12 protein-coding genes, 20 tRNA genes and 1 rRNA gene are annotated in these 18,359 nt (G+C 38.8%); 3 read left to right on the forward strand and 30 right to left on the reverse strand.

The window, feature by feature from the left end; genetic code table 11:
* Positions 1-98: 98 nt before the first annotated feature.
* From menH to AC3WSO_RS19275, 3 genes are read right to left on the reverse strand one after another with little or no spacing between them, the layout of a single operon-like run.
* Positions 99-932, reverse strand: a complete 834-nt coding sequence (menH, locus tag AC3WSO_RS19265) for a 2-succinyl-6-hydroxy-2,4-cyclohexadiene-1-carboxylate synthase (protein WP_492533063.1) — start codon at positions 930-932, stop codon at positions 99-101.
* On the reverse strand, positions 920-2,644 hold the full coding sequence (menD, locus tag AC3WSO_RS19270; protein WP_492533065.1) for a 2-succinyl-5-enolpyruvyl-6-hydroxy-3-cyclohexene-1-carboxylic-acid synthase: 1,725 nt from the start codon (positions 2,642-2,644) through the stop codon (positions 920-922). The genes menH and menD overlap by 13 nt, the downstream gene beginning before the upstream one ends.
* Positions 2,637-4,022, reverse strand: a complete 1,386-nt coding sequence (locus tag AC3WSO_RS19275; RefSeq protein ID WP_492533067.1) for an isochorismate synthase — start codon at positions 4,020-4,022, stop codon at positions 2,637-2,639. The genes menD and AC3WSO_RS19275 overlap by 8 nt, the downstream gene beginning before the upstream one ends.
* A 378-nt stretch (positions 4,023-4,400) precedes the next feature.
* Here AC3WSO_RS19275 and AC3WSO_RS19280 point away from each other — a divergent pair, with 378 nt between their 5' ends.
* Positions 4,401-5,321: a 1,4-dihydroxy-2-naphthoate polyprenyltransferase gene (locus AC3WSO_RS19280; RefSeq protein WP_492533069.1), complete on the forward strand. Its 921-nt coding sequence runs from the start codon at positions 4,401-4,403 to the stop codon at positions 5,319-5,321.
* 29 nt (positions 5,322-5,350) lie between these two features.
* On the opposite strand, the gene AC3WSO_RS19285 is transcribed toward AC3WSO_RS19280, so the two are convergent.
* From AC3WSO_RS19285 to AC3WSO_RS19300, 4 genes are all read right to left on the reverse strand, one after another.
* Complete coding sequence (locus AC3WSO_RS19285; protein ID WP_492533070.1) at positions 5,351-6,277, reverse strand: dipeptidase; 927 nt, start codon at positions 6,275-6,277, stop codon at positions 5,351-5,353.
* Positions 6,278-6,325: 48 nt separating this feature from the next.
* Positions 6,326-6,775 carry a TraR/DksA C4-type zinc finger protein gene (locus AC3WSO_RS19290; RefSeq protein WP_492533072.1) on the reverse strand — a complete coding sequence of 150 codons (450 nt, stop codon included), beginning with the start codon at positions 6,773-6,775 and terminating at the stop codon, positions 6,326-6,328.
* Between the two features lie 143 nt (positions 6,776-6,918).
* On the reverse strand, positions 6,919-7,680 hold the full coding sequence (locus AC3WSO_RS19295) for a MerR family transcriptional regulator (protein ID WP_492533074.1): 762 nt from the start codon (positions 7,678-7,680) through the stop codon (positions 6,919-6,921).
* 310 nt (positions 7,681-7,990) lie between these two features.
* Positions 7,991-9,202, reverse strand: coding sequence for a diaminopropionate ammonia-lyase (locus AC3WSO_RS19300; RefSeq protein ID WP_492533076.1), 1,212 nt, complete (start codon positions 9,200-9,202; stop codon positions 7,991-7,993).
* A gap of 139 nt (positions 9,203-9,341) precedes the next feature.
* Here AC3WSO_RS19300 and AC3WSO_RS19305 point away from each other — a divergent pair, with 139 nt between their 5' ends.
* Together AC3WSO_RS19305 and AC3WSO_RS19310 are read left to right on the forward strand one after the other, a co-directional pair.
* Entirely contained in the window at positions 9,342-10,487 is a 1,146-nt protein-coding gene (locus AC3WSO_RS19305; RefSeq protein ID WP_492533078.1) for a PD-(D/E)XK nuclease family protein, read from the forward strand.
* Positions 10,488-10,815: 328 nt separating this feature from the next.
* Positions 10,816-11,454: an NAD(P)H-binding protein gene (locus AC3WSO_RS19310; protein WP_492533079.1), complete on the forward strand. Its 639-nt coding sequence runs from the start codon at positions 10,816-10,818 to the stop codon at positions 11,452-11,454.
* A 114-nt stretch (positions 11,455-11,568) separates the two neighbouring features.
* On the opposite strand, the gene AC3WSO_RS19315 is transcribed toward AC3WSO_RS19310, so the two are convergent.
* The 23 genes from AC3WSO_RS19315 to AC3WSO_RS19425 form a co-directional block, all read right to left on the reverse strand.
* Entirely contained in the window at positions 11,569-14,346 is a 2,778-nt protein-coding gene (locus AC3WSO_RS19315) for an S-layer homology domain-containing protein (RefSeq protein ID WP_492533080.1), read from the reverse strand.
* A 391-nt stretch (positions 14,347-14,737) separates the two neighbouring features.
* Positions 14,738-14,809: transfer RNA gene (locus tag AC3WSO_RS19320), tRNA-Glu, on the reverse strand.
* A 2-nt stretch (positions 14,810-14,811) separates the two neighbouring features.
* Positions 14,812-14,902 (reverse strand) — tRNA-Ser (locus AC3WSO_RS19325).
* 9 nt (positions 14,903-14,911) lie between these two features.
* A tRNA-Asn gene (locus tag AC3WSO_RS19330) sits at positions 14,912-14,988 on the reverse strand.
* Between the two features lie 4 nt (positions 14,989-14,992).
* Positions 14,993-15,069: transfer RNA gene (locus tag AC3WSO_RS19335), tRNA-Ile, on the reverse strand.
* Positions 15,070-15,075: 6 nt separating this feature from the next.
* A tRNA-Gly gene (locus tag AC3WSO_RS19340) sits at positions 15,076-15,149 on the reverse strand.
* 3 nt (positions 15,150-15,152) lie between these two features.
* A tRNA-Phe gene (locus tag AC3WSO_RS19345) sits at positions 15,153-15,228 on the reverse strand.
* Between the two features lie 15 nt (positions 15,229-15,243).
* Positions 15,244-15,319: transfer RNA gene (locus AC3WSO_RS19350), tRNA-Asp, on the reverse strand.
* 3 nt (positions 15,320-15,322) lie between these two features.
* A tRNA-Met gene (locus AC3WSO_RS19355) sits at positions 15,323-15,397 on the reverse strand.
* Between the two features lie 50 nt (positions 15,398-15,447).
* Positions 15,448-15,540 (reverse strand) — tRNA-Ser (locus tag AC3WSO_RS19360).
* Positions 15,541-15,555: 15 nt separating this feature from the next.
* Positions 15,556-15,632 (reverse strand) — tRNA-Ile (locus AC3WSO_RS19365).
* A gap of 6 nt (positions 15,633-15,638) precedes the next feature.
* Positions 15,639-15,712 (reverse strand) — tRNA-Met (locus AC3WSO_RS19370).
* A gap of 26 nt (positions 15,713-15,738) precedes the next feature.
* A tRNA-Ala gene (locus tag AC3WSO_RS19375) sits at positions 15,739-15,814 on the reverse strand.
* 6 nt (positions 15,815-15,820) lie between these two features.
* Positions 15,821-15,897 (reverse strand) — tRNA-Pro (locus tag AC3WSO_RS19380).
* Positions 15,898-15,910: 13 nt separating this feature from the next.
* Positions 15,911-15,987 (reverse strand) — tRNA-Arg (locus AC3WSO_RS19385).
* A 13-nt stretch (positions 15,988-16,000) separates the two neighbouring features.
* A tRNA-Leu gene (locus tag AC3WSO_RS19390) sits at positions 16,001-16,089 on the reverse strand.
* A gap of 5 nt (positions 16,090-16,094) precedes the next feature.
* Positions 16,095-16,169: transfer RNA gene (locus AC3WSO_RS19395), tRNA-Gly, on the reverse strand.
* A 46-nt stretch (positions 16,170-16,215) separates the two neighbouring features.
* Positions 16,216-16,300 (reverse strand) — tRNA-Leu (locus AC3WSO_RS19400).
* A gap of 21 nt (positions 16,301-16,321) precedes the next feature.
* Positions 16,322-16,397, reverse strand: a tRNA-Lys gene (locus tag AC3WSO_RS19405).
* Positions 16,398-16,403: 6 nt separating this feature from the next.
* Positions 16,404-16,479, reverse strand: a tRNA-Thr gene (locus tag AC3WSO_RS19410).
* 3 nt (positions 16,480-16,482) lie between these two features.
* Positions 16,483-16,558: transfer RNA gene (locus tag AC3WSO_RS19415), tRNA-Val, on the reverse strand.
* Positions 16,559-16,568: 10 nt separating this feature from the next.
* Positions 16,569-16,684 (reverse strand): 5S ribosomal RNA (rrf, locus tag AC3WSO_RS19420).
* Between the two features lie 599 nt (positions 16,685-17,283).
* Positions 17,284-18,354 (reverse strand): cysteine desulfurase family protein, encoded by a 1,071-nt coding sequence (locus AC3WSO_RS19425; RefSeq protein ID WP_492534423.1) that lies wholly within the window; start codon positions 18,352-18,354, stop codon positions 17,284-17,286.
* Positions 18,355-18,359 lie beyond the last annotated feature (5 nt).

The following is an 18,359-nucleotide window of genomic DNA, read 5'->3' on the forward strand; positions in this document are numbered from 1 at the left end:
CGTAAAAATTTTATTACTCTCAATTATGCCTCGGCATAATTGCGTCTGGAATCGGCTTTGTGCAAGCACAGAGCCGTTCCGTGACATCCGTCGGAGGTTTAACTTCTCTCATTGGTGTTGAAAGAAGTTAAATACTCCTCTACTATTGTAGCAAACTCAGCGGGATTTTCCACATGAATTGCATGTCCAGCGTCATTTACTGTCGTATGCTTGGCATTTTTTAATAGCGCTTTCATTTCTAGTGCTATTTTACAAAATTTCCTATCGAGTGATCCTGTAATTAAAAGCACAGGAAATTCAAGCTTCTCCAATGCCATCCAATTTGATTGTTGGCTTCCTGTACCAATGCCTCGTAAGCTACCTGCCAAGCCTTCCTCCTTCTGAGAAAGTCGTTCGAACCTAATCTCTTCTTGCACATTGTGTGGTAAACGCTTTTGAGACTCAAACAAAGGAATAGTCTCCCATGCATTAACAAATGATAATAAACCATTACTAATTATTTTTTTAGCGAGAGCGTTATCCCTTTCACAACGTTCAGAACGTTCCTTTGCAGTTCGTAAACCTGGCGAAGCACTTTCTAAAATTAGCTTTTCAATGTATTCAGGGTAGGAGATTGCATACGATAATGCAACTCTTCCTCCCATTGAATAGCCTAGCAGCGTAAATTTCTTAAGCTCTAACTGACAAAAGACTTCCTTTAAATCTTGGATTTGCTCTTGCATAGAAAAACGACTAATTTGCTGAGGTATTGCCGTTTGACCATGTCCAATTAAATCAATGGCAATAACTCGTACACTAGGTAGAGCTTTCGCTAAATTTCGCCATGTATCCGTACTACCTGTAAAACCATGCAATGCAACGAGCGTTTGCTCCGCTTCTTCATTCCAGATTTCCACGCTCGTTTCAAGCCCACGAATCATTAGCTTTGCCATGCTTTTAGCCCCGCATTAATGCGATTCCACAGCGCCCGATGCGCATATACATTTTCCTCTCGGTTCGTGAAAATTTCGATTAAGCGCATTGGTCGTTTCTTCATAGTAGTGAACTTTACTGATAGCTCTGAAATATCGTCTACACGTATATAGTCCATTCCGTACATGTTGGCAATATCAAAGAATTCTAGGGCAGTCGGTGTCCCGAACAAATCTTCATAATGTGCCTCGACTGTAGATTGTGGTAAATAAGAGAAAATACCGCCGCCATCATTATTCATAACGATAATTGTCAGGTTGCATTCCTGGTATCTTGAAGCAATTAACCCGTTGACATCATGTAAAAAAGCTAAATCCCCAATAAGCAAGTAAGTTTCACGGTTATTTCCTTGACTAAAGCCCATTGCTGTCGATACGACGCCATCAATACCGTTCGTTCCACGATTCGCAACAATACGGAGATCTTTTGGTGTCGCCATTAAAAACGTATCAATATCACGCACTGGCATACTGCTACTTACAAAAATATCACTACTATTAGGAATCATTTTGAGTAATCGACTAACCATTGCTCCCTCATCAATCGCACCATCAGAATAGTGTTCAATATACTCTAATGCTATATCATTAGCATCTTGCCACTCGGCTAAATAAGCTGCTTCTAGTGCTGTTTCAGAGATTCCTAATTGTGTGAGCCACTCACCAATACTTGCATGAACAAAATGAGTAGACGCACCTGTAGCATCACGGAACATCGGATCTTCATCGACCACAATATAAGCATCTGGCTGCGATTTAGTAATAAATTGCATAATAAATTTAGAAACAGGCTGTGCTCCTAAACGTAGTACCGTATCTGGTTTAACTAATGCTTTAAAATCTTCGCTCTTCATAATTGCATCGTACGTTGTGATCATATATGGTAGACAATCCTCTGGGACAGACGAGCGCATATTAGATAAACTCTCGACAATGACCGGCCATTTTAATTGACGAACAAACTCCCAAATCATTGTTAAATCTGTACCAAGTGCTAGCTCCCCAATAATAACAAGGCCCCTTTTAGTTGCACGTATAATCTCCGATAACTCTTGTTGAGTCGCCATGGAAGGTATTAACTGACCCATACTACTTTGCTTAAATGTCGCTTCTGGAAGTTCCTCTCGAAAATCAATTAACAAAGGTTCTCTAAACGGTACATTAATATGCACTGGTCCAAATGGTGCGCTCATTGCAATCGCTACCGCACGTGCGATATGACGCTCGATAAACGGCAATGTAGGTGCTGCATCATCTGCCAACGGGAAATCCACACTCCACTTGACATGGGAGCCATATAAATTCGGCTGATTAATAGCCTGTGGTGCACCTACCTCTCGCAATTCATGTGGACGATCAGCCGTGATTACAATTAACGGTACACGGGCATAGCTTGCTTCAACAATGGCAGGAAAATAGTTTGCCGCAGCTGTTCCCGATGTACATAAAAGAACAACAGGTTTTGCGGTAGCCTTTGCAATTCCTAACGCAAAAAAGGCAGCAGATCGCTCATCAACCTGACGATACATATGGAGCTGTTTCGTTGAAGCAAATGCATAAGCTAAAGGTGTAGAACGTGAGCCAGGGCTGACAACAACGTTTTCAACACCAGCTTGCACTAGTGACGCTACCATTTTATAAACATAATCCGTTAACATTTTTCGTTCACTCATGTAATTGTCCTCCTAGCGCACGAAGCATTGGACGGAATTTCACTAATGTTTCCTCATATTCAGATTGTGGCTCTGAATCTGCTACTATACCGCCACCAGCATATAAATAAGCCTTATCCTTAAGTAAAGCAGCCGAACGAATGGCCACTGCAAATTCCCCATTGCCTTCAGCATCTACCCAACCAATTGGAGCTGCGTAAAGTCCACGATTCATAGGCTCATACTTACGTATAGCTGCCATTGCCTCTTTCCTTGGCACACCACCTAAAGCTGGCGTTGGATGCAAAGACTTTGTCAGTTGTAATATAGTTGCCTCATTATTCAACTGACCTTCAACAGGTGTATATAAATGTTGTATATCTCTAATCTTTAGTAAGCGAGGGCTATCTGGTACTTTCATCTCGACACAATTTTTACGGAAAGTTTCCGCAATCATATCGACAACATATTGATGCTCGCCACCGTTTTTCGAATCATTTAATAAGCTTTGTCCATAAGCTTCGTCTTCCTCTGCTGTCTTACCACGTTTAATTGAACCTGCCACACAAGATGAAAAGGCGCGGCCCTTTTCTACTTTTACAAGACGTTCAGGAGACGCACCAAAGAACAATAATTCTTGACGCTCTAAACCAAATAAATAGCTCTCTGGCTGCTCATGAATAATTTGTGATAGTACCTGTGGTGAAGAAACTTCTTCTTTAAATTGCAATGCCAGCGAACGTGCAATAACAACTTTATCTGCCTTCTTTTGCTTAATCAATGCTGTTACTTGGTCAATCGACGCTAAATATGGTTCCTTATATGGCTCAAAATAACTTGTGATTTCAGGCTTTGAGTACGTTTTCACTTCTTTTACCTGCGCAGCATGAATTAAATGATCTCGCTCTTTACGTAACGCGTCAAACTGAGACTCTGCTTGCCCATCTTTTGAAATAAGATGAATACTTACAAATGCTTTGTCATCACGTATGACAAGCTGATATGTTGCGAGCGCAAAAAATGCTTCTGGAAAGTCTGTCCACTCCCCAGCAACATTATTTTGTGGATCGAATGTAAATCCGCCAAATAAAATTGGCTGTAGCTCACTTTGTCCCTTAACACAGTTCTTCGTTAAGTTTTTCCATTCAGCTTCTATTGCATCGTAGCGATCATTTTTGGCGTTATTTTGAATCGTATAAGCATGCCCTAGCCCTACTAAAGTCATTGTTTTTTCTCTATTTTGCCAATAAAATCGTTCACCTTTATAATGCTCCTCACCCGCCGCATAAAATGCGAGCGCCGATAAGCGACTTACTTCAATTGTTTCCATATAAAAATGAAGGCTTTGGCCCAAAGAGTCCACTTCTACTTCTGTGGCTTGGTACCACTTCTGTTGCATGAAAATTACCTCCGTTGTTGCAATGTACATAATGAATGACGCACGGTATGTTTTGTACTCGTTCTAACTTTCAATATAAATTTTAACTGCTTCGGCTTTTCTATAACACAAATTGAACAAACCTTTGCATAATAAAGTGAGCGTTTGTACTTTTACCACATCATATTTCTTTTGTTAAAATAGTTGTCATTTTATTTTACTAGCCTATTCCTTGTACTGTTGCTATTATCTTAAATATTGTTTTCAGTTCATAAATGCATGTTCTATTGTATCATTTTTTTATCTTAACTGTATGTAATAAGCTGTGAACCTATCCAATTTCTCATTCTTCGTATAAAATAAGAATAGTCTACAACATTTGAAGGAGAGAAAGACCTTATGACCAAAGTCATTGAAGCTGATAGGGGTTTTAAAGTTTGGTGGCATTTAACACGTCCACATACTTTAACCGCTTCATTCGTTCCAGTATTTTTAGGAACAGCGATTGCCTTGGCAATTGAAAAACAAACAATCGATTATGGACTATTTTTTGCTATGCTCATTGCAAGTATGCTTATACAAGCTGCAACAAATATGTTCAATGAATATTACGATTACAAATTAGGACTAGACAACGAAAATTCTGTCGGTATCGGTGGAACGATTGTACGTCACGGTGTTCAACCAAAAACTATTATGATGATTGCCTTAAGCTTTTATGCAATCGCTATGCTACTTGGCATTTACATATGTGCCTCTACCTCTTGGTGGCTTGCTGCCGTAGGGCTTGTTTGTATGCTAATCGGTTTTTTATATACTGGAGGACCTTACCCTATAGCCTATTCACCATTTGGAGAACTTGTATCTGGCGCTGTTATGGGGATGGGTATTGTCTTAATCGCCTTTTATATTCAAACACTTACAGTAACTTTTGATGCTGTTTTACTTTCAGTACCTAGTATGATTTTAGTTGGGGCAATCATGCTGTCCAACAATATTCGTGATATCGTTGGCGATACAGAAGGCGGTCGAAAAACGCTTGCTATTTTAGTAGGCCGAGACAATGCCATTTCTGTCCTATCTGGCTTTTTTATCATTTCGTACTTATGGGTAATCGCTCTTGTGGCAATTGACGGTATTACCTTTTGGGCTCTAATCATTTTCTTAAGTGTTCCAAAACCACTTCGTGCGATTCAAATTTTCCGCGATAAAAAAGAAGCTAAAGAAGTGATGCCTGCGATGAAATTTACAGCGCAAACAAATACATTCTTCGGCTTCCTCTTAGGAATCGGTTTATTAATTCAATATTTCTTTTATTAAGATATTCCATCATTATAGATGCAGCAACCTTAAAAGGTCGCTGCATCTTTTACATAGCGTCGAAAATTATTACTTGCAATACCGCAAACTTCTTCTATTGAAAAATGTTCACGTAATGCCTCTAACAAATTTTGTGCCTCTCCTGCGTGCGCTAATCCTTTGACAGTAACATCTATACCATCGAAGTCTGAACCTAGTCCAATGTGCTCTACCCCTACTATATTCGCTAGATGCTTCACATGTGCTACTAAATCATCTATCATAGCATTGTCTCGGATAAAAGTCGGGTAGTACACGACATGTATATGACCTCCATGCTCGACAAGTGCTTTCGCCTGAGCATCCGATAAATTTCTAGGATGATCACAAATTGCACGTGCATTACTATGACTAGCAATTAGATGCTTCGCTAGTGGCAAGACATCCCAAAAGCTCTGTTCATTTAAATGTGAGACATCGATAATAATGTTTCTCTCATTTAGCAACTTTATAACTTCTTTCCCAAATGATTTTAAACCAAGGCTTGCATCCTGTTCAGCACCGTGTGCTACAGCATTTTCTTCATTCCACGTTAGACCAACAAGCTTTACACCTGCGTCTAATATGGCAGAAAGCTTTGCTAAATCTTCACCGATTGGACCACAGCCCTCTAAGCTTAATATGGCACCAATTTCATGCGGAGCTAAAGTATCTAATTGGGACCAATCCGTAATATGCACCATGCCTTCAGTTTGTAATACATGTGTATGGAAGGCTTCAATTTGCCGCACCGCCTCTAAAAATTGCATGCTTTGCGGAATGTTAGGGTTTATAAAAATAGCAAATACTTGTGCCTTAACCCGCCCTAAAAGTAATCTCTCTCGATTGGCATGCAAACGTACATCATCTTCAAATTTTGCCGCTTCTAAAGTTGTTAATTTCAATAGAGCATCACAGTGTAAATCAATTATATCCATATTCTCACCCCATACAGCTATTATACTGCCTGTGAGTGAAAATGCTTACTAACTTTTATCTTGTGGTGTATCGGAAGAGCCAAATTCCTCAAGTTCTATGAAATCATCTGATTTTGGGGTAGAAGACAATACATCTTCCTCTACTGGCCTTAAATTGTCATCTTTGTGCTCCGCATGCTCAACACATGTCAGTGCTTTCGGCATAGCTTCTAGGCGTCCAATCGGAATCTCTTCACCACATACAGCACATTTACCATATGTACCGTCCTCCATCGCTTGAAGTGCAGCTTTTATTTCTTCAGCATCGTCACCACGGTGCTCATCAATCGCCATTTCCGTTAGCTGATCCGTTAAATCACTCGCATTGTCAGCTGGATGATTATCATAATTAGATAGCTCTGTCGCTTGTGGACGCTCTGATTCCTCCAGTTGCTTTTCTATTTCCTGTAGCTCCTGCTCTAATTGCTTTTTCAATTTTTCCATTACTTGTGGGTTCAAAAAAATCTCCTCCTCATGCCTTCATTTTTTCCTAAATTAATATTTCTAAAACATGAAAGCATAAGAAGGAATCACTTATTTTTTGCATAATTATTTTCATTTAGTAAATGTTTTTTATAGCGACAGCAAAACGTCAGCTATAATTACGCTAAAATGAAATTGTGGATGGCATCATGTAAAAATTGCGCTGCTCCTTTAGCAACACGTTCATCGTAATAAGACGAAAAGCGTTCATCCGCTACATACATCTGTGCTATACCTGCATGTGCATCCTTAGAATATTGTGACCACGAAAAGCTAAGCCAACGTTTATGAAGCTCTGCTACTTCCATTGCCACATCATTGTTTGTATCGCCGATTGCCATCGCTTCTTTTAAACGAGCAAATAATTGCTGTTCTAGCTGCTGCATAGCCTCATACTTTTCCTCGGTCATATTCATTAGCTTCGCATTCGATGCATCAACCGTTTTGTCACCATATTTTGCACGAACTTCTTGACCATATTGCTTTTCATTTTCCTCGATTAGCTTCTCTTTAAATCCATTAAATTTCTCTTCATTTGCCATTGGTTGTTCCTCCTCTATAGATTGAATGGTTTTTTCCACTGTTTGTAATATCTTTTCCAGCTGTTCCTTGCGTTTCAGTAAAGCCCTACGATGGGTTTTGAGTGCCTCTGTATGTTCAAAATCTGGCGATTGAATAATTTCCTTAATGGTCGCTAACTTCATATCTAATGCTCTATAAAATAAAATTTGCTGGAGCATATCAACTTCAAACTGTCCGTAAAATCGATAGCCCACCTCATTGGTTCTTGCTGGCTTCAGTAAGCCAATTTCATCGTAATAGCGTAGTGTTCTTGTGCTAACCCCGGATAATTGAGCAAGCTCTTGAATCGTAAATTCCACACTGTTCACCCCCTCTACTACTACTGTAAATCTTTACGCAACGTTAAGGTCAAGAAAAATTCAAAAAAATTTGCTCGTTACCATAACGTGGGTTGATTTCCGTTCCGACTGGGCGCTCCGATGTTGGTTACGAAGGCGTTATCACAGGATGTGATGGTTTTAACATTCATTCCTCTATTGCTGATGCCAAAGGAGTCGCTCAGTCGGAACGAAGATCAACTTATATAAATTGCATATGCCATTCAAATTTCATCCTTCAATACATGTGAATGAAAAAAGCAAACTATCACTAGTTTGCTCTTTCCTTTAATTAAATGTTTGCATATTTCCCATGCCACATAATATTTCTATAGTTTTCTACATCTGTGTCACCTTCAGTGTTAATAAACAATACTCGGGAATTTTCATCTACTTGTAATGTATCCTTCAGTTCTATATATTGCTCATTCATCATCAACTCATAAAAACATCCAACTGGGGCAGCACCAGATTCTCCAGCAATAATTCGTGCATCTGTTGCTAATGGATTTCCAAGAATGCGCATACCTGTAGCGGCAATTTCCTCATCACAGCAAATACTCACCTTTGTATAAGTCTTTAATAAATCCCAAGCTAGTGGATTCGGCTCACCACAAGCAAGACCAGCCATAATGGTTTGCATCTCTCCACCAACCGTTACCAACTGCTCAGCTCCTGCTTTAAAGCTTTCATAATAGCAATTCGCTACAAAAGGCTCAACTAAGACAAATGTAATCTCTTGCTCATAATATTGTTGTAAGAAAGCTACAACTGCACCTGCAAAAGATCCAACCCCAGCTTGTAAAAACACATGAGTAGGTGCTTTTTCCAACTGCAGGGCGACTTCTTTTATTAGTGTTGTATAACCTTGCATAATCCATAACGGAATTTCCTCATAGCCTTCCCACATCGTATCCTGAATAATGACCCAGTCATTTTCTATTGCTAGTTGTGAAGTATAACGAACTGTATCATCATAATTCATTTTCGTTATTTCAGCATATGCACCTTCATTTTTAATATTTTGGAGGCGTTCCTCTGCACTACCTGCTGGCATATAAATACGTGCTTTCAAACCAAGCTCTCTAGCAGCCCAAGCTACTCCACGACCATGATTGCCATCAGTCGTTGAAATAAATGTTAAGTCTCCTAGCTGCTCCTTTATTTCTGGTGATTTAAGCTGCTCAAACGATAGCTCATCAATATTCCTGTCTAACTTTTTGGCAACGTACTGCCCAATTGCATAAACACCACCCAATACTTTAAATGCATTTAAGTCAAAACGATATGATTCATCTTTTACAAAAATACTTTGTACGTCAACTAGTGATGCAAAAGCATTTAAGCTTCGTAATGGTGTGCTTTCAAATTTCTCATATGTACGTTGAAATCTACCAACACGATTTACTTGTTCTGGTGAAAAATGATGTAGCAAAGGTACTACTTGTTCTACATTCTTCTGCAACAAATATTGTTGGTTGTTTGTCCATAATAATTTTTCCATCTTCATTCCCCCTACTTTTGTTTCTATTTTCATCTTAGTTTATAACAACAAAAAAAAATACTCCAAGGCTGTATTCGAAAAGATTATTGCTATAATAGTTTCCGATACTTTATATCTACTGAAATTGAGAGGTTAGAATATGATAAGAAATGAGAAAGAGTTGAAAACCAAGCTGAATCAGTTGATTAGTGATTCTGATTTCTTGCGTTTACAAGAATCCTTTGAAAAACAAAGCTTGTTTCAATTATTGGGTTTTGGACACCGCGAAACGATGCATAGTTCTTTTATCAGTTGGTTGCTTTCACCAACGTCTTCGTTAAATTTAGGGACGTTCCCACTGAAGCGTTTTCTCTACTATATTTGCGAGGAGAATGTATCAAATGCGAAAACCGATATTGATTTTGTTTTAATCGAATCGGACTCACTCCAACTAGAGGAAATGGAAGTGGCAACTGAGGTATCGGAGTCTGCGGTCGATCCCGAGACAAACCAGGAATTACGGGCTCGATTTGATTTGTGTTTGACGAACAATCTGGTAAAAATCATTGTGGAGAATAAGGTATTGGCAAGAGAAAACAAAGACCAGACCGATACCTATACGAGAATCTTAAAACAATTGGATGACTCGTATACATATGAATTAAAGGTCTTTTTGTCTCCAGATGCCACGGTAAAACCAAAATGTCCCGAGTTTATTCAAATTGATTATCAAGGGTTATATGATTTCGTCATATTGCCTTGCTTGAATCACCCGAAAATTACAACGGCAAATAAAAATATTTTAGAGGAGTATATACATAATCTTCGTATGGTCTATAAAGGAGTGAATAAGCCGATGGCAAGAGTAAATGATGAGTTATGTGTAGCAATATATGATAAGTACAAAGACGTATTAGATGAGATATTCGATGCGGTTAAAAATGAGACACCTGAAAAGAGGACGGTCAAAACGTCTTCTCCGATTCGTAAATCAAATATTTCTTGGAAAGAGTTATATTCACGATTAAATGAAGGCGAAAAAAAACTAGAAGCTAATTATGGAGGTGCCGTAAGAGAGGCAGAAATCGACCTAACAAGTGGCAAGATCCTTTTTGAAGGAAAAGAATATAGTAGTCCTTCAGCCGCTGCCATTGCCGCAGTAAATTCCGTTAAAGGTGAAAATTACACAGAGCGTTACAATGGATATTCATTGTGGAGTATTGTGTATCCAAATGGTGATAATAAAAAACTGTCTGATGTACGTGATGATATCGCTGCATCTTTAGCTCAAGAGGAAGAGGATTAAGCTCCTTCAGAACTACATATACATTACCAGAAATTATTAAAGAAATTATTGTAGTGATGTAGACTTAGCTAAATATTTTTCAAGATTATTTAGTATCCAAGTATTCCACAAAAAAGCACGATTGTTTAATAAGCGTCGCTATTTTACCTAAAACGGGGCTTTAGTTAAAAAAATAAAAAGGCGGAATTTATTCTACACATTTTGTAGATTAAATCTGCCTTTTTGTTTTAACAACAACATCTTTTGGAAAGCAGCTTTATAGAAAAGTTTGAAACCTATTAATGAGATCCATCGTATATGTACTAGTATATTCAATAGGAGGTATAAAATGGATAACCCTAGTAGAATAGCGATAATCGGAGGAACAGGGAAAGTAGGAAGGCATATAGCAGCTCGAGCAATAGAAAAAGGATATTATGTTCGGATGCTTGTTAGGAATCCGGAAAGGCTACTATATAAAAATGATAAAATTGAAATAGTGAAAGGACAAGTGCAAAATATAGATAGTATCCGGGAACTTCTTAGTGATTGTCAAGTTGTTATTAATACATTTGGTCAACCACCAAAAGAAGACCCTTTATATAGCAAAGTTACAAATAATATTTTCAATGTGATGGAATATTTAAACATTAGTCGTTATATAGGTGTTTCCGGTGGTTCTTTAACGATTAAAGAGGACAAAAAAAGCATGATGAATCGTTTTGGAACAAAGTTATTTGAAGTGTTCTTTTCGAAAATGATGCAGGATAAAAAATTAGAATGGGAATTTTTATCGAAAAATACACATATCCAATGGACACTAATTAGATTGCCTTTTGTAAAAGATAGCTTAAAATCAAAACAGATCAAGGAAAACCTTACTGATATGCCCGGTACAAAAATTACGAATCAAGATATAGCCGCTTTTATCATTAATCAGATAGATAATACACAGTACATGCACAAAGCACCGTTTATCTCCCATTAGGATAATAGCAATAAAATTATATAAAAAATAGCATGCCAAAAATATATCTAGCATGCTATTTTTTTCTAGATTATGAACTTTTATATCTTAGATAATCCTTGTTTAATACCTTTTTTATCTTTGTACTGTAATTGTTTGAGAAGTGAAATCTAATTTATTCCCATTGAAATCCGAAATATCATTACGAGGTGAAGCTTGAATCGTAACACTTCTGCCGTTTTCAAATAAATAGCCATTCTGAGGTACTGTAATTAGCACTCTATTATTACCTTGTGTATAGGTACTCGCTGCTACAGAAGAACCATTCACAGTAATATTAAAATCCAAACTATTAACGTTTACTATTGGCTCACTGAAAACAAGTTCTAATGATTGTGAATTGCTAACATTAACATTTACAACCTTTGGTGCAATATTTTCTTTAAGATTAACTGTTGTTCGCACCTCGTCGAATGATTCCATAGAGCTTGCTGCTCTTAATCCTTTAATCGTGAAATTACGTATACCACTAAAATAATTCGAATCTTTTTTCAACGTAAGCTTAATTCGATTTAAATTGGATGCCTCTACAACTGCACTTTCTACCTGAGCATTATCGATGATATAATTTTGAACGTTTTGAGCAAGTGCTGGATCAACAGGATAATTGAAATTTAAATAAATAATATTATTATCTTTTATAGAATAATCTGTTGCAGATGTTTGAATTGGATTGTTCTGCGTTAATGCTAATTTATTTCCATTAACATTTAAATCACCATTACGTGTAAATTTAACATTTTGCACTTCATTGATAGGCACACCATATAAATTTGTAACATTTAATAAAAATAGTTTGCCATCGTAAGAAGCTCCCTTTAAATCATATGGTCCTAGCATTCCTGCTATTTTTATACGTAATTTTGTAGGCTGATCTTTTACACTATGAATATCACTTTGAGGTCCTCTTGATAACTCATACAAAATGTGATTATTCATATAGCTTCCAGTAAATGATGCTTTAGCGTAAGCTCCTAACTGTACTGGCTTATCGAAAGTTAATTGTAAATATTCTACATTATCCTCGTAAACAATTTCAGAACTCATTAAGGCAGGCGCTCTGTCATCTCTTATAAAGTTATACACTGTTGAGAATGTTGCTGTTTCACCTGATAAATCAGTAATTACACGGTTAGAAGCTGTTCCAATCGTTGTAATTCCTTGAAGTATACTTTTGGAATCAACCGTAACATTAAATAAACGGCTATTTTTAGGATCTTTCTCTACTTTATTGGCGGAGATTGAAGTCTGACCGCTTTTAATTGAAAGATCATATGGATAAAGTGGTTGAATCTCCTCTGAGAACAATAGCTGGAACGTATTTGGTCCAGTTTGATTGACAGAAGTTAATGTTGGTGCAACACCATCCTTATCTCCCTTTTTCACTGTTACAGTAGCAGGATTTGGTGAAATTATAGTTCCTGATAAATCTGTTGCCGCTACGAATGTAATCTGCACAGCCGTACCTGGTGATAAATAACTACCATTTACTGTTGCAGCTGATAAGTCAAAGGTTGCTTCAGTTGCATTTTGCTCAATACTACCTACTACATTTGCGACCCTTGTACCATTTGATAATGTGAATTGAATGCGTTCATTAGGAAATGCTGCCATTGGCTCAGAAAACTGCACTTTAACCATTGAAGAATTTTTCCCTTGTGTTGTCCCTACAATAGTAGGCGGTTGTGTATCGCCAGCAATGACAAAATTCGCATCTACTTTTTGAAGCACTGTTCCCTTTTCAGATTTGATGTTATTTAACACATAACGATGTGTGCCTTTTAAAGGCTCATTCATTGTAAAGATGATTGATTTTCGGTCAGCGCTGATTTCCGTTTTCACAACTGAGAGTGCTCTTAAAGTATCTACATTTGAGAAGGCTACAATATTATCCTGTAATTTTCCATCTGTTTTTAACACAGAGAGTGGGTCAATTGCTTGGTTGAACACAACTTTAATCTGCGAGGCATTAATTCCCTCAATTGATTGTACATTTAGCTCATTGACTTCATATGTAACAACAGCGGAATATGCTTTGTTATTAATTTTGAAATCTACCTTTGTCTCCACATTTTCAGTAAGTGGTGTTGATACTATTACCTTATGGCTTGTCCCATCTGTTAATGTTACCTGTAGCGTATTTGCATCCACAACTTTAACTGTTTGGATAGACACTTCAGGACCTTTTACCATTTCACTGATATTCATCATCGAACGATGTAAAAATGACGCGAACTGACCACGTGTTAGTGTGTTTTTAGGATTAAATGTCTTTACATTCGTAATTTTTGCATATTCTAATGCGATGATGGCTTCTCGATTTTCTGGTAAGGCTAGTTTTAAATCTGTAATAGTAGATTTAAAGTTTTCTTTTTTATACTTCGCAATTAAATCGATATCGTAAACTTTTTCAATCGCACGTACTAAAATAGAAGCCATTTGTTCGCGTGAGATATTGTCGGACGGTAATAACTTGTTGTTAGTACCTTTGAAAATGCCAGTATCATTTATAAGCGCTGCATATTGTAGTAATTCTTTATCTTTTGTAGATGTAGGCAAATCTGTAAAACGTACCTTTTTATTATAATCTGCTGGCACTTGGAAATGTTCTGTTACAAGCCATTTACCTAAAAATTTCGTTACATTGCCATTCGTAAGAACCGCGTTTGGCTTAAACGTGCCGTCTTGATATCCACCTACAATTTTTGCATCTGCTAGTGCTAAAATGGCCTCTTTATGATCACTTTTTGCAATATCTGTAAAGTTTGCTGCACTTGCAGTAGGAACAACAGCTGCAGCAACCAATGCAACAGTTGCTGTACTCATAATCCATTTACTCTGCTTTTTTTTCACATCTATAACCTCCTACGAATTCTATTCATTCCCATTATAAAAGAAAGATACATATATTCCAAAGGATATACCAATATTATAGTGTTTTTCCATGGATTATTTGTCCAATGATTTGTAAGTACAGAGTAAATTTAAATTACAATAGTTTTTTCTATATAAAATTGCATAATTTTATTGCTAGTTTGGGAGATAATGAGGATAGGAAAAGCTTTCTTCGTAAGTGCTGCCCATAGAAAAACAATTATGATATCAGTTTTAGAGGAGAAATAAATCAAACCGTTACACTAATTTACTAACGCTTCAGTTAGATTTTAGAGCAACTGTTGCACAAAGTTTGACAAAATATCAAAAAAATGCAGTAGATGTAAGTTACATCTACTGCATTTCAGTATGACCCGTACGGGATTCGAACCCGTGTTACCGCCGTGAAAGGGCGGTGTCTTAACCACTTGACCAACGGGCCAATGGCGGAGAAGGAGGGATTTGAACCCTCGCGCCGGTTACCCGACCTACACCCTTAGCAGGGGCGCCTCTTCAGCCTCTTGAGTACTTCCCCACAAAAAAATGGCTCCGAAGGCAGGACTCGAACCTGCGACAACCTGATTAACAGTCAGGTGCTACTACCAACTGAGCTACTTCGGAATAATGGTGGGCCTAAATGGACTCGAACCATCGACCTCACGCTTATCAGGCGTGCGCTCTAACCAGCTGAGCTATAGGCCCTTAGATTGGAGCGGGTGATGAGAATCGAACTCACGACATCAGCTTGGAAGGCTGAGGTTTTACCATTAAACTACACCCGCATATGGTGGGTCAGGACGGAATCGAACCGCCGACACTTAGAGCTTCAATCTAATGCTCTACCAACTGAGCTACTGACCCATATTTTTAAAAAAATGGCGGTCCCGACCGGGATCGAACCGGCGATCTCCTGCGTGACAGGCAGGCATGTTAACCGCTACACCACGGGACCATTTGGTTGCGGGGGCCGGATTTGAACCAACGACCTTCGGGTTATGAGCCCGACGAGCTACCACTGCTCCACCCCGCGTTAATAAAATATTCTTTTCGAGTTTTTTAAGCGCCATTTATAAAATAAACTGGAGGAGGTAGAGGGATTCGAACCCCCGCGCGGTGTTACCCGCCTGTCGGTTTTCAAGACCGATCCCTTCAGCCAGACTTGGGTATACCTCCGTAACAATATATAAATGGTGGACCTTGCAGGACTCGAACCTGCGACCGGACGGTTATGAGCCGTCTGCTCTAACCAACTGAGCTAAAGGTCCTTAAGATGGCGGCAGAGGGGATCGAACCCCCGACCTTACGGGTATGAACCGTACGCTCTAGCCAGCTGAGCTACGCCGCCAGGATCTTTATACTGGTTATCTTTTATGGTGGAGCCTAGCGGGATCGAACCGCTGACCTCCTGCGTGCAAGGCAGGCGCTCTCCCAGCTGAGCTAAGGCCCCATAAAATGGTCGGAATGACAGGATTCGAACCTACGACCCCTTGGTCCCAAACCAAGTGCTCTACCAAGCTGAGCTACATTCCGATAAATATTAATTTGGCGCGCCCGACAGGAGTCGAACCCATAACCTTCTGATCCGTAGTCAGACGCTCTATCCAATTGAGCTACGGGCGCTAATTATAAAAAATGGTGCCGAGGGCCGGAATCGAACCGGCACGGTAGTCACCTACCGCAGGATTTTAAGTCCTGTGCGTCTGCCAGTTCCGCCACCCCGGCACATTTGGAGCGGAAGACGAGGTTCGAACTCGCGACCCCCACCTTGGCAAGGTGGTGTTCTACCACTGAACTACTTCCGCATGTGCATAAGATTTATTTATCCTGGCAATTATTAAATTTAAAATATGGTGCGGGTGAAGGGAGTCGAACCCCCACGCCTTGCGGCGCTAGATCCTAAGTCTAGTGCGTCTGCCAATTCCGCCACACCCGCATATTTTGTTGGCAATTTAAATGGTGAGCCATGAAGGACTCGAACCTTCGACCCTCTGATTAAAAGTCAGATGCTCTACCAACTGAGCTAATGGCTCAAACTATGGTGCCGGCGATAGGAGTCGAACCCACGACCTACTGATTACAAGTCAGTTGCTCTACCAACTGAGCTACACCGGCAAATGGTGGAGGATGACGGGCTCGAACCGCCGACCCCCTGCTTGTAAGGCAGGTGCTCTCCCAGCTGAGCTAATCCTCCTGGGTATTATGCCTAGCGACGTCCTACTCTCACAGGGGGAAGCCCCCAACTACCATCGGCGCTAAAGAGCTTAACTTCCGTGTTCGGTATGGGAACGGGTGTGACCTCTTTGCCATCATCACTAGACTATTAAGTTTTCGATATACGTCGTATCTTTTCGTCAGCCTCTGTCGCTCAGTCAGTCATGTACTTAAGTACGTCCTTCCCTATCTTCATCGCTTCCTCGAACTACTCGTATGTTGAAACCTTTATGTATTTCGTTTTGAAGTTTATTACCTGTCCTTCAAGACAAGAATTATTGTATAACGTTTTCTAGCATTATGCAATGCTTTTTTATAAAAAAAAGAAATTATTACTTTTTAGAGATATTTTTCGTTTCGTACGAGAAATTATCACTCTGCTATTTATTATAGCAATTGTTTAATTAAAAGAAAACTATTAATTTACTAGATGAGAATTAATCAACTATTTATATTCATTTTATAAATAAAAGGTACTAATTTTCGCTACAAGCTACTTCTTCCCCCAAAATCAATGCTTTACGACAGGAGTACTTGAGTAGCCCTTCGCTCCAATAAGTCACCGAAATAAGTATATACGAACAAAAATATCCAACAAAGATTATTCTTCTTAACATGTACGTAAATTATCATTTCAAAATTATTTAATTTATCCTCAATATTATTTATTGAACCTTTCATTTACTATATTTCACATGACAAACATTAAAGGCTTGAAAGTGCCCTTTGTAATCGATTAATTTCCTCAAATGTCGTTGCTGGACCAAAGGATATTCTAAAAAATTGGCGAGCCGCTTCCATAGAATAACCCATTGATAAAATCGCTTTTGTACCAGATTCACTATGAATATCACAGGCACTTCCTGTAGAAATACATATCCCCGCTTCATTTAATTTTAACAAAACGTATTGCCCTTCTACTCTTTTCATCAATACACCACAAATATTGGGCAATTGATCCTTACACTCAATGATCTGACACGTCTCTAGTAAATTCTCCTTAAAGTATTGACGTAATGCAGCATAATGCTGACGCTCATATTGATAATCTTCAATCGCCGTAGCAAAAGCGACAATAGCTGGGGTATCTAGTGTTCCTCCCCTTAGCCCGCGCTCATGTGTGACACCTGGTGCTAATGCAGGAACACGGAGCTCAGGATTCATATATATGGCACCACACCCTTTTGGCCCACCTATTTTATGCGCTGACACAGTAATAGCATCTACTTGCTGTTTTAACGAGAGTTTACAAAAGGATTGTACACAATCGACGTGTATAAGCACATTTGATTGTTTGGCCATTTCGGCAATTTCTTCTAGAGGTTGAATAGAACCTATCTCTGAATTTACATGTTGAATAGTGATTAAAGCCGTATCTTCTTGAATTGCTTTTCGTAGTTGCTCTACATGAATACAACCGTCTTGCTGTAAGGGTAACTTCGTAACCGTAAAACCCATTTTTTCAAGTGTATTTAAAGCCGCATGTACCGATGTGTGTTCAGCTTGGGATGATATAATGTGCTTCCCTTTATTTGAAGCTAAAGCTAATGACAAAATCGCAATTAAATTGCCCTCCGTTCCACTTCCCGTAAAAATGACACCATCACTGTTTACTCCAAGTGACCTTGCTACAACAGCTCTTGCTTGTTCAACAAAGTAATGTGCTTGCCCTCCTAGGTCATGTAAACTTGCACTATTTCCATAATACTGCTTTGCTACCTCGCAGTATGCTTTAAGAGCTTTTGGCGTCATTGGAGCGGTTGCAGCGTAATCCATATAAA

It is taken from the genome of Lysinibacillus sp. EB106-09-02-XG168 (assembly GCF_058791475.1).